Here is a 14,608-nt window from a genome sequence, read left to right as displayed (position 1 = left end):
CTGAAGCGGGCGCCGAACGAGCGGCAGGTTTCGGATAGCGAAGGGGCAGGCCGACAGGGGAGCTCGGAGTCGATAGTCCCCTTCCGCGAGAGGAAGGGGATCAGGGATCAATCCCGCTCAAGGCACATGGCGATGCCCATTCCACCGCCGATGCAGAGGGTGGCGAGGCCCTTCTTCGAGTCGCGCTTCTGCATTTCGTAGATGAGGGTGGTCAGCACACGCGCGCCACTAGCGCCGATCGGATGGCCGATGGCGATCGCGCCGCCGTTCACGTTCACCTTGTCGGCGTCCCAGCCGAGTTCCTTGCCGACCGACAGTGCCTGTGCGGCGAAGGCTTCGTTGGCTTCGATCAGGTCGAGATCCGCCACGGTCCAGCCGGCCTTGGCCAGAGCCGCCTTGGACGCGGGAACAGGGCCGATGCCCATGATCGAGGGATCGACGCCCGCGCTGGCCCAGCTCTTGATCACGGCGAGGATCGGGCTGCCGCGCCGCTCGGCCTCTTCGCGGCTCATTACGACCAAAGCGGCGGCGCCGTCGTTGAGGCCGGATGCGTTGGCGGCGGTGACGGTGCCGTCCTTCTTGAAAGCGGGGCGAAGGCCCGAGACGCCGTCCACTGTGGCACCCGCGCGGATATATTCGTCATCCTCGACGATAGTGTCGCCCTTGCGGCCCTTGATCGTCACCGGTGCGATCTCGTCCTTGAAGCGCCCGGCGGCGCGGGCGGCTTCGGCCTTGTTCTGGCTGGCCACCGCGAAATCGTCCTGCTCGCCGCGGGTGACCTGATATTGCTCGGCGAGATTCTCGGCGGTGATGCCCATGTGATAGCCGTTGAACACGTCGGTCAGGCCGTCCTTGATCATCGTATCGACCAGGCTGAGATCGCCCATCTTGGTGCCCGGGCGCAGCGACTGTGCGTGGGTGCTCATCGACATGCTCTCCTGCCCGCCGGCGACGACGATCGTCGCGTCGCCGGTCTTGACCGCCTGATAGGCAAGGGCGACCGCGCGAAGACCCGAGCCGCAGACCTGCTGGACGCCCCATGCGGGCACTTCCTTGGGGACGCCGGCCGCCATCGAGGCCTGGCGCGCGGGGTTCTGGCCCTGCGCGGCGGTGAGCACCTGGCCCAGGATCACTTCGCTAACCTCCTCGCCGCTCACGCCCGCCTGCTTAAGCGCGGCCTCGATCGCGATGCGGCCCAGCTCGTGCGCGGGGGTGGAGGCGAAGGCGCCGAGGAAGCTGCCTACGGGGGTGCGCTTAGCCGCGGTGATGACGATATCGGTCATGAGATTGAGGCTCCAGAGATAGTTGGCGGTTATCTAATGTGCGCTGCGGCAATTAGCCAGTCGCGCAGCGGCTCCCATAATTGGGCCTGTGCGCGTCCGCCCACGACCATGCCGACATGGCCCGAATGCAACACCCGCTGTTCGGTCAGGCCCGCGGCGCTGGCGGCGGGGACGATTCGGTCGGTCGCCGATATGAACTCGACTGCGGGGCATGTGAGGCGGGCGGGCAGGATGCGCTTGCCGCCGACCCACCACCGGCCCGCGCCCGGCCGGTCGCCCGCGAAGAAGCTGTCGAACATCTCCTGCCCGGCTGCAAAGGTAAGCGGCGCGCCGCTATTGGCCCAATCCTCCAGCGCGATGAACGCTCGTGCAGCGGCGCTTCCCGGCTCAGTGCTCGCGAATTTCTCATATTTGGAGACCGTGCGCGCGGGATCGATTTGCCAAAAGCCTGCCTGGAGCACTTCCATGGGGACCAGTCCCAGCGACTCGCACCCCCGCCGCGCCGCATTCCACTGCGCCGCAATGGCTGCACGTGCGAGATGCCCGTACCGCGAGAAGCGCCACGGCGCAGCAATCGTCGCCACTCCGCGCACCGGGTGAAGCATGGCCGCAGCCAGCGCGAGCGTGCCGCCCAAGCAATAGCCGGTGAGCAGCGGCGGCTCGCCGAGCGAGTCGATCAGGGGCAGCATGAGTTGCTCGATATGGTAATCCAGGCCCTCGTGGCGCGCCTCCCGCCCCGGCGTTCCCCAGTCGACCAGCAGCGGGCGGAGGCCTTGGGTAGCGAGCCAGCGCAGCAGGGAATTTCCCTCCTCCAGGTCCAGCACGAACGGCGGATTGATGAGCGAGGGGACGAAGACGACGGGGGGACCTGCCCCCCCATAATCGAGCAGCCGGGCGCGTCCAGATCGGGCAATGGCGGGCGCCAATTCGCGCGCGGGCGGGCGCTCCGCCTCCTGATATGCCTTCAGGCCGGCGAGGGCGGCATGCCTTTGCTCCGGCGATGCTGCGGTTTCGCTGCGCAGCAAGGAAAGAAACAGCGGCAGGGGGCGCGGGCCGTGTTGCGATGCGGCATGAAACGATGCTAGATGGCCTTCAGTCACTTGGCGGGGTCCCATGAAGAAAGCAGCACCAGGCAGCGGTCCGGTCATCATCAAGAAATATGCGAACCGTCGCCTCTACAACACCGAAACCTCGTCTTACATCACGCTTGACCATCTGGCGGCGATGACGCGCGAGGGCCGCGATTTCAAGGTCGTCGACGCAAAGACCGACGACGACATCACGCACAATGTGCTGACGCAGATCATCATGGAAGAGGAATCGCGCGGCTCTTCGATGCTGCCGGTCAACTTCCTGCGCCAGCTCATCTCGCTGTATGGCGATTCGATGCAGGCAATGGTGCCGGGTTATCTCGAAGCTTCGATGGAAAGCTTCCGGCGCAACCAGGAACAGTTCAAGACAGCAGTGGAGGGCGCATTCGCCAATTCGCCCTTCGCCGAAATGACGAAGCGCAACCTGGCGATGTTCGAAGCCGCCGCCAGTGCATTCAAGCCGGGCGAAACGGGTGCAGCCGGCACGCCGGCGAATGCAGCTCCTGACGCGGAGAGCGGGGACGACGTTGCGGCCCTGAAGGCCGAGCTTGCAAGGCTTCAGGACAAGATCGAGAAGCTCGCGAAGTAAGAGCGTTATCCTCGGGCAGTCCGCACCCGCAGGCCACCCAATGCCGCCTCGATCTCATTGGCGCTGAGCATCTTCTGCTCAATCACGCAGCGCAGCCCAAGGCCGTCGAAACCCAGATAATCCTGTGCGGTGGCGAAGGCGATCGTGGCGTCGCCACGTACTTCCGCGCCTCGCACAGCCTTTGCGGGCAATGGCACCATCTCGCCATAGCGCGACCCGGACGAATCCGCGACGACGCGATCCGACTGATCCACTATGCTGATGCGGGTGCGGGCCCAGTCGCGGTCTCCGAATAGCGACTTGTCCGAGATCATGGCCTGGACGTGGCTTTCCCAGTCGAATTCCAGATAGAAAGCGCCGGCGGGCGCGCCTTCGGATCCGCGCGCCCGGACGCCGGTTACGAACACCAATACGGCGCGGTGATCGGACCAGGGATTCTGCCACACCTCATCGGTGAACCATTGCTCGCGATACTGGCTCGCCATGGCTTTCCTGAATTGCGGCGCATCGGAAAGATTGGTCTGACGGACGCGTGCGTTCGGATTCGAGCAAAGGATGATCCGCCCCGAAGCATCGACGACGAAAGCCGTCACATAATAAGGGGAGATATCGGTCAGCAATTCGACGCGGCCCTGTGCAGCCGCGACATTCTCCGACGTTGGATCGAGCGTGGCGGCCACGACTTCGGCGTCCGAGGCGATCAGGCGCAGATCGAGGCTGCGGCCATAAAGCTGGCGCGTGACGTTCTGGATCAGTGCCTGGGCGAGCTCGACCAGACGGCTGCCCTCGATCTCATCCACCATCTCATCGGCGATGCCGGCGCCCATTGCGAGGCGTTCCCCGACTTCGGAGCGGAAGGCATGCGATGCGCCGCGCGCCTGTTGGGCTAGGGCCTTCACTTCCTGCGCCACCACCGAAAAGCCGCGTCCGGCCTCGCCCGAGCGGGCAGCTTCGATGGCGGCGTTGAGCGCAAGCAAATTGGTGCGCGTTGCGATTTCCTCGCTCCGGGCCGCATAGCTGTCGACTTCCTCGCGGAGGACGGACAGCAGGGAGCGGATGCGGCGCGGCATTCGGCAAGCTAGGCGGAAAATGGTTAACGCCGCGTGGAGAGCCGCGTCAGGTCAGGCGCTTGGCGTCAGGGTTTGACGAATTTGAGCGTCATCCGGTCGCTTTCGCCGATCTCCGAATATTTCGCGCGGTCCACATCCTTGAGGCGGTAGGTGGGCGGGAGTGTCCACACGCCATCGGGCCAATCGGCGGTATCCTTCGGATTGGCGTTGATTTCGGAGGAAGCGACAAAGCGAAACCCGGCGGCCTCGGCCAGCGCGCGCACGGTGGAAACCTTCATATAGCCGCTGGTTTTTTCGCGCTCACTGCTGGCATTCTCGGGCAGCCGGTGGTCCTCTATCCCGAGCACGCCGCCCTTTTTGAGCATGGCGAACATCTGGGTGAATGCCTCCAGCGAGTAATCCACTCCCTGGCGCCGGGAGCCCATTCGCCAGTTATGGACATTGCGGAACGTGAGCACGACATCGGCTGATCCGTCGGCTACGCGCGGCTGCCCCTGCCCAGCGGGGAAGGCCGCGACCTGCACATGGCCATAAGTGGCGTTGTCCTTGGCCTGGAGCGCCTGCACCGCCTTCAGCCCCTCCGGCCAGAGCGCGGCGGCATAATATTTGCCCCTCGCCCTAGTGAGGGGCGCCAGGATCTCGGTGTACCAACCGCCGCCGGGCCAGATTTCCACCACCGTATCGCTGGGCTTCACGCCGAAAAAGGCCAGCGTTTCAGCCGGGTGACGATAGCGATCTCGCGCGATATTCGCCGCCGACCGGCTCGGGGCGGCGACGCTGGCATCGAGCGCGGGGCGGTAGTCAGAAGTCGTGCAGGCGGCGAGGCTGGCGAGCACCATCAGGGCGAAAGGCTGGCGCATCGATTTTCTCTCCCTAGATATTGTCCGCAAGGTGCGGGGAAACGGGCGGAAGATGCAACAGGAATTGTGGACCAGCGTGGGCGTGGCGCTGCTCGTGGTCTTGATCGCCGGGCTCGGGGAACGCCGGCGCAAGCGCCGTGCCGACATGGACCGGATCGGGCTGATGCCATGGCCGCTGGTACAGGTGCTCGCTATCCTGATGGCGCTGGTGCTGGCGAGCGTCGCGCTGAACCTGCGCTAATAGAATTTCCGGAGGGTAATCGGCATTTCACGGCCGTCGCAGGCGCCGAGACGTACGGTGCGGCCGGGGGCGCCCACCGCCCAGTCGACCTTTCCGTCACTCTCGACATCGTCGCGCGCGGAGACCCCGTCCGCCGAGCAGATTCGGTCATCCGCCTTCCATCCGGCCTCCTCGGCAGGGGAGCCGCGCATGACATGGAGAACCTTGAGCGCGCCCTGGTCGTAATCGAGGAGCAGCCCGCTGGTGGAACGCAGCACCGGCGCATCTGCGCTTTCCCCTGCGCGGAGCATCATGCGGCCGGCGCGGGGATCGAGCAGCACGCGATAGCGCATCAACAATCCGGAACCGATGCGCCCGGCCGTGCCGGTGCCGGCCGAAAAACCGTTTGCGGCCTCGATCCTGACTTCGGCCTCCACGCCGGCGCTATTGCCCAGCATTACCGAAGGGAGGATCGCCGCCTCGCTTATCAGTGCGCCGCCCGCCCCATAGCCGAGCGTGGTGGTCACGCGCGCAGCCGGCGGCCTCGCCGCTGCCCAGGCCTCGCGAGTCAGCGTCAGCCACGATCCGTCTCCGGTATCGACGAGGACGGGGCGCAGCCTGTGCCCGCCGATCGTCAGCTCGGTGACGAAAACCCCCGATCCGCGCATCCGGGAGAGCGGCGCGCGGTCGCCCGTGAAGGGCATGCGTCCGCTCGGCAGGATGCGAAAGCGGCGCGCGGCATAATCGATATCGAGTGCGCAGCAGCCGAGCAGATCCGCTCCCACATAGATATCGGCGGATTGGCCCGGACGGGCGGGCATCTCGGCCACCGCGACCCGACCTCCGCTGCGGCTGAGCCCGCCCACGACCAATTGCGGGGCAGCGGCCCATCGCATGGCGATCGTGCCGCCGATTGCCGACGCGCGTCCGCTACCCTGACGCTTGAGGCCGAGGACGGAGGCGAAGGGCCGCGCGATCACGGTGTGGCTGATGCCCGTATCGAGGATCGCAGTTGCGTCGCGCCCGCCTGCCTGCATCGTGAAGCGAATCTGGTTGTATGCGGTCAGCTCGAACGGCACCCAACGCGCCTCGGCGTCGGGCGTGAGGACCGGTTCCTGGGGGGCGAGGACGAGGGCCAGCAGCGCGAACATGCCGCCAGCCTAGCGAATTTCGGCGATTACAGGCAGGCCTCGAGCATTGCCTGGTCGAAGCCATATTGCTTGGCCTTGTCAAGCGTATAGGGGCGCAGGCCCATCGAGCGGTATTCGCCGATGATCTTGCCATCGGCGCTCTCGTCGAGATATTCGAACTTGAACAGCTCCTGCGTCACGATGACGGGGCCTTCCATGCCGATCACTTCGGTGATGTTGGTGATGCGGCGCGAGCCGTCGCGCAGGCGTTTCACCTGGATGATCAGATCGACCGAATCGGCGATCTGGCGCGAGATCGCCTCCTTGGGCACCTTGATGTCCGACATCATCACCATGTTCTCCATGCGCGCCAGCGCCTCGCGCGGGCTGTTGGAGTGAAGCGTACACATCGAGCCGTCGTGGCCGGTGTTCATTGCCGAGAGCATGTCGAAGCACTCGGAACCGCGGATTTCGCCGAGGATGATGCGATCGGGGCGCATGCGCAGCGCGTTCTTGACGAGATCGCGGATGCTGATCTCGCCTTGGCCTTCGAGATTGGGCGGGCGGGTTTCGAGCGGCAGCCAGTGCGGCTGCTGCAGGCGAAGCTCGGCGGCGTCCTCGATCGTCAGCACGCGCTCGCCTGGGTCGATCATCTTCGAGATCGCATTGAGCATCGTCGTCTTGCCCGAGCCGGTGCCGCCCGAGATGACGATGTTGAAGCGGCTGGCGCCGGCGATCTTGAGCATCGTCGCCATCTTGGTCGACATCGATCCGCCCTGCGCCATCATGTCGAGGGTGATCGGCTTGGCCGAAAACTTACGAATCGAAATGGCGGTGCCGCGCAAGCTGAGCGGCGGCACGATCACATTGACGCGGCTGCCGTCCTTGAGGCGGGCGTCGGCGAGCGGCGTGGTCTGATCGACGCGGCGGCCGACCGAGTTGCAAATGCGCTGCGCGATCTGGAACAGATGCTCCTCGTCGCGAAACTGGATGTTGGCGAGCTCGAGCTTCCCCTTGCGCTCGATATAGGTTTGCTCGGGGCCATTGACCATGATGTCCGAGATAGCCGGATCGGAGAGCAATTCTTCCAGCGGCCCGAGGCCGAGCAACTCATCGACCAGGACCTTTTCGAGCGCGAACTGCTCGCGGCGATTGAGCGTGAGCTTCAGCTCGGCGAGCACTTCGCCGATGATGGGACGGAATTCCTCGGCCAGCTCGTCCTTGGTGAGCGTCGACGCAGCTTCGGGATCGACGCGTTCGAGGAGGCGCGGAAGCACTTGTTCCTTGATGCGGTGAATCGATGCCTCGAAGCCTTCGCTGCGGCTGTTGCCGGCCTCGCCCGAAGTCGCCTGGCGGTCCGCGAGGCGCTGAAGCGCGTCGGAATTGGCGAGGCTTCCGCTGGCGGGATCGCGCTGCTCCATCGGATCGGGGGCGGGCCCCGCACCGGGAAGGGGCACGTTGATCGGAGGGAATTGCTCGCCGCCCAGCGGGGACGAATCGGCCGGACGCGGGCCGCTGCCGCCTCCCTGCATGGGGCGCGCTACGCCGAAAGCGGGCCGGCCGCCATTGCCGCCGCCCCCCATTCCGCTGCGTCGTCCGAAAGCGCTCATCAAAACCCTGTCATCTCACCTGACCCAATGGGTTAGCGGCCAAGGCTTGAGAATTGCCTAACCAATCGGGATGTCCGGCGGAACCGAAAGCCCCGCCCGAGCATCAAGCCCCATGCGCATCGCGACCTATAATGTGAACGGCGTCAATGGCCGACTGCCGGTGCTGCTGCGCTGGCTGGCCGAAACGCAGCCCGACATCGTCTGCCTGCAGGAGCTCAAGGCCCCGCAGGAGAAATTCCCCGAAACCGCGCTTCGCGATGCGGGCTATGGCGCGATATGGCATGGGCAGAAGAGCTGGAACGGAGTCGCGATCCTCGCGCGGGGCTGCGAGCCGGTGGAGACGCGGCGGGGTCTGCCCGGCGATCTGGACGATGCGCAGAGCCGCTATATCGAAGCCGCGGTGAACGGCGTTCTGGTCGGCGGGCTCTATCTGCCCAACGGGAACCCCAAGCCGGGGCCCAAGTTCGAATACAAGCTGGAATGGATGGAGCGGCTGATCGAGCATGGCCAGGGCCTGATCGGCATGGACGCGCCGGTGGTTCTGGCCGGCGACTATAACGTAATGCCGACCGATCTGGACGTTTACAAACCCGAGCGCTGGCTGGAGGACGCGCTGTTCGCGCCTGAGGCGAAGGCGGCGTACTTCCGGCTGCTGGATCAGGGCTGGACCGATGCCCTGCGACACCTGAATCCGGGCGAGACGATCTACACCTTCTGGGACTATTTCCGGAATGCCTATGCCCGCAACGCGGGGCTGCGGATCGATCATCTGCTGCTCAACAAGCCAGCAGCGAAGCGGCTGAAGAACGCGCAGGTCGACAGCTTCGTGCGCGGCTGGGAAAAGACAAGCGATCACGCCCCGGTGTGGATCGAACTCGCCGATCAGACCCGCAAGTAGCGAAAATACCAAACCTCGCGCCCGGCGGCGCGCGCCTTGCGCTCGTAGCGGGTTTCGGGCCAATCGGCGGGGCGCGTGAGGAAATCGACCGCCGCCTGTGCCTGCCAGTCGAAATCGCGGCGCTGGTTCATGACCATCATCGTCCAGCGGCAATAGGTCGGGTCGTCGGTGCCCAGGCGGAACTCCGCGCCGGGCTTCAACTTGGCGTGGATCAGGTCGAGCGGGCCGTGATTGACCATCCGCCGCTTGGCGTGACGCACCTTGCGCCAGGGATCGGGGTGCAGAAGATAAAGCCGTTCGAGGCTTTGATCGGGCAGCCGCTCGAGAACATTGAGCGCGTCGCCCATATGGAGCCGTACATTCTCCAGCCCCTGCTCGCGGATATGCATGAGCGCGCCGACAACCCCGTTGAGGAAAGGCTCGCATCCGATAAAGCCGTGATCCGGCCGCATTGCGGCCTGCCCGGCGAGATGCTCGCCCGCGCCGAAGCCGATTTCGAGTTCGAGCGGGCAATCCCTGCCGAACAGCGCCTGACTGTGGATCGGGCCGATCTCCGGCACGCTGACCAGGGGCAACAAGTCCTCCACGAGCGCGGATTGGCCAATGCGCAATTTGCGGCCGATGCTGCGACCATAAAGGCGGCGAATGGTGGTCGGATCGCTCATGCGGCGGAGCGGTAGCCGAGCGCGGATCGGCTGTGAACCGCCGGAATTTGTTCTTTCCTAACAATAGTTAAGCCGGGGAACGGAAGCTGTGGAGCGGGGTTGAGGCTGAAACAGAGGAGGAAAATCATGAAGATTGCACTTGCGATTCTTGCGACATTTGCCGCGCCCGTGCTCGCCGCCCCCGTGGCGGCGCAGACTCATCACGCGCCTAGCCGCGCCATGGACCCCACTCCCGAGCACGCGAGGGCATATGTGATGAAGGCCGGCGCCAGCGACCTGTATGAGATACGGTCGTCGCGAATTGCGCTGCAGAAGTCGCGCAACAGGGAAGTGCGGGCCCTAGCCACCATGCTGATCAGCCACCACCAGATGACGACGCGCGACGTGACCGCCGCCGCGCGACGCGACCGCCTGCGTCCGATGCCCCCGATGCTGGAGCCGCACCAGCGCGCGATGATCAACGAACTCAACCGCACCGGACGGGGCGGCTTCGACCGGGCATTTCTGGACCAGCAGCGTACCGCGCACCAGGAAGCACTGCAGCTGCACATGAACTTTTCCGAGCGCGGGAACGCGCAGGCCTTGCGCCGCGCGGCAGCCACCGCGGTGCCGATCATCCAGCGCCACATCGACCGGATCGAAGCGATCCGGGTGCGGTAATTTCGCACTTGGTACGAGTTTGTCAGGGCAATGACGGCTGAAATGACGGCACCGCGCGGAGCAAAGCGCGCAGGGCGCCTGGAGCGGGCCGACGCGGCGCTGGGTGCGGCGGCGGCCCAATACCGGAACACGCGGCTGGTTGGCGGATTCGGCAGATTGGCCGAGATCGCCGATCAGCCACCGCTCATCGCGATCGGTGCCGTAACCGCCGTGGTCGGGGCGGCATTGCGCAAGCCCCGACTCCTCCGCACCGGACTGCGCATGCTGGCGAGCGAAATCGTGGCGACCGGGGCCAAGGCGCTGGTCAAGCATCATGTCGCGCGAAAGCGGCCCGGGAAAATGCTCGCGGACGGGCGCTATTCGCGGCAGCGTGACCGGAATGGCGACAAGGATCGGGGCCCATGGAACAGCTTTCCCTCCGGGCACACCGCGGGGGCCTTCGCGGTCGGCCGGGCATTGGCGCGCGAATATCCCGCCGCAACGCCAGTGGTTGGCGGGGCGGTAGCTCTGATTGCGCTGGCCCAGCCTTTGACTGGCGCACATTTCCCGAGCGATGTCGCTGCGGGCGCAGCGATCGGGCTGGCGAGTGAAGCCGTTGTGAACGGCGTAGTGAAGGCGCTCACGTGAGTCAGAAAGCTATTGAAGCGGTCGAGCGGGCGATGCTCACTGCCGCCGAGCGCGGCGATTTCGAGGCTGCGGCCGCACTGCGCAACGAATGGCTTGTCCTGCGGCAAGCCGGTGGCGAAGGCGCTGCTGGCGCGGATTATTCGGGCCTCACGCGGCAGCAACCGGGCGCGATGGGGATCGGGACCCGACACCGGCGCGTCCCGCGGGGTGGAAGCCCCCGCGCAAGCCGAGCGCGATGACCGCGAACACCGGAAGACGCGGCAAGCGCTGAACGACGGGCTGGAAGATTGCTCTCCCGGCCCGTCGTTCTCGTCGCAGTCAGGTTCAGGCTAGCGCGGCCTTCAGATCCTCGACCAAGTCGGTCTTTTCCCAAGGGAAAAAGTCGCCCTCGGCCTTGCGGCCAAAATGGCCATAAGCGGCGGTCCGCTCATAGATCGGCTTGTTGAGCGCCAGATGAGTGCGGATGCCGCGAGGAGTGAGCCCGCCCAGCTTCGCGATTCCCATGATCGCCTCCTCGATCTTGTCGTCGCCCACGGTGCCGGTCTCGTGCGTATCGACATAGAGCGACAGCGGCTTGGAGACGCCGATCGCATAGGCCAGCTGGATCGTGCAGCGCTGGGCGAGGCCGGCCGCGACGATGTTCTTCGCCAGATAGCGCGTGATGTATGCCGCCGACCGATCGACCTTGGTCGGGTCCTTGCCGCTGAACGCGCCGCCGCCGTGCGGGGCCGCGCCGCCATAGGTGTCGACGATGATCTTGCGGCCGGTGAGGCCGGCGTCGCCGTCCGGGCCGCCGATCTCGAAGCTGCCGGTCGGATTGATGTGGTACTCGGTCGCGTCCGAGAGCAATTCGGCGGGGAGAATGCCGGCAACGACCTTCTTCACATAAGCGTGGAGCTCGGCTTCCTTGTCGCCTTCGTCATAGCCCTTGCCGTGCTGGGTCGAGACGACGATCGCGGTGGCTGCGACGGGCTTGCTGCCTTCGTAGCGCAAGGTCACCTGGCTCTTGGCGTCAGGCTCGAGGAACGGCGCTGCGCCCGAATGGCGGTCGGCCGCCATCTGCTCGAGGATCTTGTGGCTGTAATAGAGCGTCGCCGGCATAAGGTCGGGCGTGTCGTTGGCCGCATAGCCGAACATGATGCCCTGATCGCCGGCGCCTTCGTCCTTGTTGCCGCCTGCGTCCACGCCTTGCGCGATATGCGCCGACTGCGGATGCAGATTGTTCTCGAAGCGGAGCGTCTTCCAGTGGAAGCCTTCCTGCTCATAGCCGATGCGCTTGACGGTATCGCGGACGGTCTTCTCGACTTCGTCGCGCACGCCGGGAGCCCAGTTGCCGGCTTCGTCCATGATGCCCTTGCCGCGAATCTCACCGGCGAGAACGACCAACTGCGTAGTGGTCAGCGTCTCACAGGCGATGCGTGCCTCCGGATCCTTGGACAGGAACAGATCGACGATAGCGTCGGAAATCTGGTCCGAAACCTTGTCGGGATGGCCTTCGGAGACCGATTCGGACGTGAAGAGATAATTGGAACGCATGATATTCCTTTAAGATAGGCGGGGGAAAGCCGGCCGTTGCCATGCCATATAAAGCTTTCCTTATATGTGCCCTAGCGGTTGCGGCGGCGCAGCGCAACGGCGGAAGCGACGAACAGCAGAGCCAGCCCAAGCGCGAGCCAGTTCCCCAACCGTGCGAACAGCGTCGGCGGCAGCGGCGCGGGCAGAGGAACCTGGATCGCACCCTGCTGGCCAAGAGGGATCGTGCCGAGCAATTGACCCTTCGCGTCGATCACCGCCGAGATGCCGGTGGGGGTGGCGCGAAGGATCGGCAGCCCTTCCTCGATCGCGCGCATTCGCGCCTGGGCGAGGTGCTGGGGCGGGCCCCATTTGCCGAACCACGCATCGTTGGAAGGATTGAACAGCAGATCGGGGCGATGCGCGCGATCCACGATCGAGCCCGAGAAGATGATCTCGTAGCAGATTGTTACGCCGACATTGCCGAAGCCGGCCACGGGAATCGCGGCGGGCCCGGGGCCGGGGACGTAATCCACATCGCCCATCACTAGGCGCGCGAGCCCGAGCGGGGCCAGCAATGTTCGCATCGGCAGATATTCGCCGTACGGCACCAGATGCGCCTTGTCGTAGCGCTTGCCGAGCGTGCCCGAGGGGTCGATCGGCCACACCGAATTGCCCGCGCCGCTGAGTTTGCCGGCACTGTCGAAGAACAATGCGTTGCCGCCGATCAGCGCCATGTCCTTCGGCCCGAGCGTCGCCGCGATGTTGCCGCGCACCCAGCGCGGATCGCCGGCGAAATAGAAGTGGGCGTCCGGGTAATTATCCTCGACATAGTAATTCACCATCCCCTCTGGCCAGACGATCAGCCGGGGGGCTGGGCCCGGCGCGCCGCTGAGCTGGATCAGCCTGGTGAGTGCGCGCTGCGGATAGTCGAGAGCGCCGACGCCTTCCTGGCCGATATTTGGCTGGACGACGCGGACATGGGGCCGGCTGGGATCGGCATCGAGCGTGCGTGGGTGGAGGAACAGCGCCAGTGCGCCGAACGCAAGGGTCACACCGGCCAACGGGCGGAAGCGACGCAAGCCGGCGAGATACAGCGCACCGCCAATCGCGATAGTGACGCCCGAAAGCGCATAAGTGCCGATCCACGCCGCCAATTGCGCCACTCCGGGCACAGCCACCCAGACTACGCCGAGCGGATTCCACGGATAGCCGGTGAACATCGTGGCGCGCAGATACTCGGTGGCGATCCAGGCGGCGGCGGCGGCGAGGATGAAGGGCAGGTCCGGTGCCGCACCCTTGAATCGCCACGCCAGCCCGCATGCCATCGCCGGATAGATGGCCAGGTACAATGCAAGCAGGACGACCGCCAGATAGCCCAGAGCCGGCGGCATCTTGTCCTGAAAGTCGAAGGCGTGCTGAATCCAGTTATTGCCGATCGTGAAATGCCCGACGCCGAACACCCAGCCGCGGAGCATAGCGCTCTTCAGGCTGGGCGCTTCGTGGGTGAGCCAGAGCAATAGCGCGAAGCAGATCAGCGCGAGCGGCCAGAGCGACAGCGGCGCGAAGCCGGTCGCCGAGATCAGGCCGGCTGCGAGGGCGATGGCGAGGGGGTAGCGGAGCATGGCCGGCGCTTAGCCGATCGGCTAAGGCGAGGCTATGACACTGAGACCCTTCCATTTAGCTTTTCCGGTCCATGACCTGGCGGCGGCGCGAACCTTTTACGGCGGCGTGCTTGGCTGCCCCGAGGGGCGCTCGTCCGATCATTGGATCGACTTCGACTTGTTCGGCCACCAGATCGTGGCGCATCTCGATCCGGCGGCGAAGCCGCTTGCAGTCGCGAACGACGTGGACGGCCATGATGTGCCCGTCCCGCATTTCGGCGTGGTGCTGACGATGCCCGACTGGGAGGCTCTGGCCGCCCGCGTCGAGGCGGCCGGGGTTCCCTTCGGCATCGCGCCCCATGTGCGGTTCAAGGGGCAGATCGGCGAGCAGGCGACGATGTTCTTTCAGGACCCCAGCGGCAACGCATTGGAGTTCAAGGCGTTTGCCGATGATGCAAATTTGTTCGCAAGCTGATGGCTGAGCCGGTCAAGGTAGACATTCCCCACAAGCTGGGCCGCGATGCGGCGCGGGCGCGGATCGCGGGAGGGGTCGGCAAGCTCGCCGAAATGATCCCGGGCGGGGGGACCGTAGATCAACGATGGGAAGGCGATACGCTCCATTTTGGAGTGGCCGCTATGGGCCAGAAGGTGGGCTGCCGGCTCGACGTGTTCGAGGACAAGGTGCACGCTGAAATCGACCTTCCGCCCATGCTTGCGCTTTTCGCAAGCAAGATTCGCGAAAAGCTGGCGAGCGGGGCGACCAAGCTGCTCAAATAACCGGGACGGGCG

General features: G+C 65.3%; 17 protein-coding genes. 8 read left to right on the top strand and 9 right to left on the bottom strand.

Annotation, left to right across the window (positions count from 1 at the left end):
* Positions 1-107: 107 nt before the first annotated feature.
* Together VF617_RS08050 and VF617_RS08045 are read right to left on the bottom strand one after the other, a co-directional pair.
* On the bottom strand, positions 108-1,283 hold the full coding sequence (locus VF617_RS08050; RefSeq protein ID WP_331014355.1) for an acetyl-CoA C-acetyltransferase: 1,176 nt from the start codon (positions 1,281-1,283) through the stop codon (positions 108-110).
* A gap of 29 nt (positions 1,284-1,312) precedes the next feature.
* A complete protein-coding gene (locus tag VF617_RS08045) occupies positions 1,313-2,383 on the bottom strand; it encodes an alpha/beta hydrolase (RefSeq protein WP_331014354.1) in 1,071 nt (356 codons plus the stop codon).
* A 13-nt stretch (positions 2,384-2,396) separates the two neighbouring features.
* Here VF617_RS08045 and phaR point away from each other — a divergent pair, with 13 nt between their 5' ends.
* Positions 2,397-2,963 (top strand): polyhydroxyalkanoate synthesis repressor PhaR, encoded by a 567-nt coding sequence (gene phaR / locus VF617_RS08040; RefSeq protein WP_331014353.1) that lies wholly within the window; start codon positions 2,397-2,399, stop codon positions 2,961-2,963.
* Between the two features lie 5 nt (positions 2,964-2,968).
* Here phaR and VF617_RS08035 read toward each other — a convergent pair whose 3' ends face one another.
* Entirely contained in the window at positions 2,969-4,033 is a 1,065-nt protein-coding gene (locus VF617_RS08035; RefSeq protein WP_331014352.1) for a methyl-accepting chemotaxis protein, read from the bottom strand.
* Positions 4,034-4,098: 65 nt separating this feature from the next.
* A complete protein-coding gene (locus tag VF617_RS08030) occupies positions 4,099-4,893 on the bottom strand; it encodes a class I SAM-dependent methyltransferase (protein ID WP_414713989.1) in 795 nt (264 codons plus the stop codon).
* A 52-nt stretch (positions 4,894-4,945) separates the two neighbouring features.
* Between VF617_RS08030 and VF617_RS08025 the strand changes: the two genes are divergently transcribed.
* A complete protein-coding gene (locus VF617_RS08025; protein WP_331014351.1) occupies positions 4,946-5,134 on the top strand; it encodes a hypothetical protein in 189 nt (62 codons plus the stop codon).
* Here the strand turns inward: VF617_RS08025 and VF617_RS08020 are convergent.
* Complete coding sequence (locus VF617_RS08020) at positions 5,131-6,264, bottom strand: retropepsin-like aspartic protease (protein WP_331014350.1); 1,134 nt, start codon at positions 6,262-6,264, stop codon at positions 5,131-5,133. The genes VF617_RS08025 and VF617_RS08020 overlap by 4 nt on opposite strands.
* Before the next feature lie 26 nt (positions 6,265-6,290).
* On the bottom strand, positions 6,291-7,853 hold the full coding sequence (locus tag VF617_RS08015) for a CpaF family protein (RefSeq protein WP_331014349.1): 1,563 nt from the start codon (positions 7,851-7,853) through the stop codon (positions 6,291-6,293).
* 112 nt (positions 7,854-7,965) lie between these two features.
* On the opposite strand from VF617_RS08015, the gene xth reads away from it, so the two are divergent.
* Positions 7,966-8,751: an exodeoxyribonuclease III gene (gene xth, locus VF617_RS08010; RefSeq protein WP_331014348.1), complete on the top strand. Its 786-nt coding sequence runs from the start codon at positions 7,966-7,968 to the stop codon at positions 8,749-8,751.
* Here xth and trmB read toward each other — a convergent pair.
* Positions 8,736-9,416, bottom strand: coding sequence for a tRNA (guanine(46)-N(7))-methyltransferase TrmB (gene trmB, locus VF617_RS08005; RefSeq protein ID WP_331014347.1), 681 nt, complete (start codon positions 9,414-9,416; stop codon positions 8,736-8,738). The genes xth and trmB overlap by 16 nt on opposite strands.
* A 126-nt stretch (positions 9,417-9,542) precedes the next feature.
* On the opposite strand from trmB, the gene VF617_RS08000 reads away from it, so the two are divergent.
* Genes VF617_RS08000 through VF617_RS07990 form a run of 3 tightly spaced genes read left to right on the top strand, consistent with a single transcriptional unit; the run spans position 9,543 to position 10,942 of the window.
* Positions 9,543-10,076 carry a DUF4142 domain-containing protein gene (locus VF617_RS08000; protein WP_331014346.1) on the top strand — a complete coding sequence of 178 codons (534 nt, stop codon included), beginning with the start codon at positions 9,543-9,545 and terminating at the stop codon, positions 10,074-10,076.
* Between the two features lie 42 nt (positions 10,077-10,118).
* Positions 10,119-10,703 carry a phosphatase PAP2 family protein gene (locus VF617_RS07995; RefSeq protein WP_331014345.1) on the top strand — a complete coding sequence of 195 codons (585 nt, stop codon included), beginning with the start codon at positions 10,119-10,121 and terminating at the stop codon, positions 10,701-10,703.
* Positions 10,700-10,942 (top strand): UvrB/UvrC motif-containing protein, encoded by a 243-nt coding sequence (locus VF617_RS07990; RefSeq protein ID WP_331014344.1) that lies wholly within the window; start codon positions 10,700-10,702, stop codon positions 10,940-10,942. The genes VF617_RS07995 and VF617_RS07990 overlap by 4 nt, the downstream gene beginning before the upstream one ends.
* 85 nt (positions 10,943-11,027) lie before the next feature.
* Here VF617_RS07990 and metK read toward each other — a convergent pair whose 3' ends face one another.
* On the bottom strand, positions 11,028-12,239 hold the full coding sequence (gene metK / locus VF617_RS07985) for a methionine adenosyltransferase (RefSeq protein WP_331014343.1): 1,212 nt from the start codon (positions 12,237-12,239) through the stop codon (positions 11,028-11,030).
* Positions 12,240-12,310: 71 nt separating this feature from the next.
* Positions 12,311-13,840, bottom strand: a complete 1,530-nt coding sequence (gene lnt / locus VF617_RS07980; RefSeq protein WP_331014342.1) for an apolipoprotein N-acyltransferase — start codon at positions 13,838-13,840, stop codon at positions 12,311-12,313.
* 34 nt (positions 13,841-13,874) lie between these two features.
* Between lnt and VF617_RS07975 the strand changes: the two genes are divergently transcribed.
* Positions 13,875-14,294, top strand: a complete 420-nt coding sequence (locus tag VF617_RS07975) for a VOC family protein (RefSeq protein ID WP_331014341.1) — start codon at positions 13,875-13,877, stop codon at positions 14,292-14,294.
* Entirely contained in the window at positions 14,294-14,596 is a 303-nt protein-coding gene (locus VF617_RS07970; protein ID WP_331014340.1) for a polyhydroxyalkanoic acid system family protein, read from the top strand. The genes VF617_RS07975 and VF617_RS07970 overlap by 1 nt, the downstream gene beginning before the upstream one ends.
* Positions 14,597-14,608 lie beyond the last annotated feature (12 nt).

The organism is Sphingomonas sp., assembly GCF_036388215.1.
Taxonomy (GTDB): Bacteria; Pseudomonadota; Alphaproteobacteria; order Sphingomonadales; family Sphingomonadaceae; genus Sphingomonas.
This window is presented reverse-complemented; position numbering and strand designations above follow the sequence as displayed.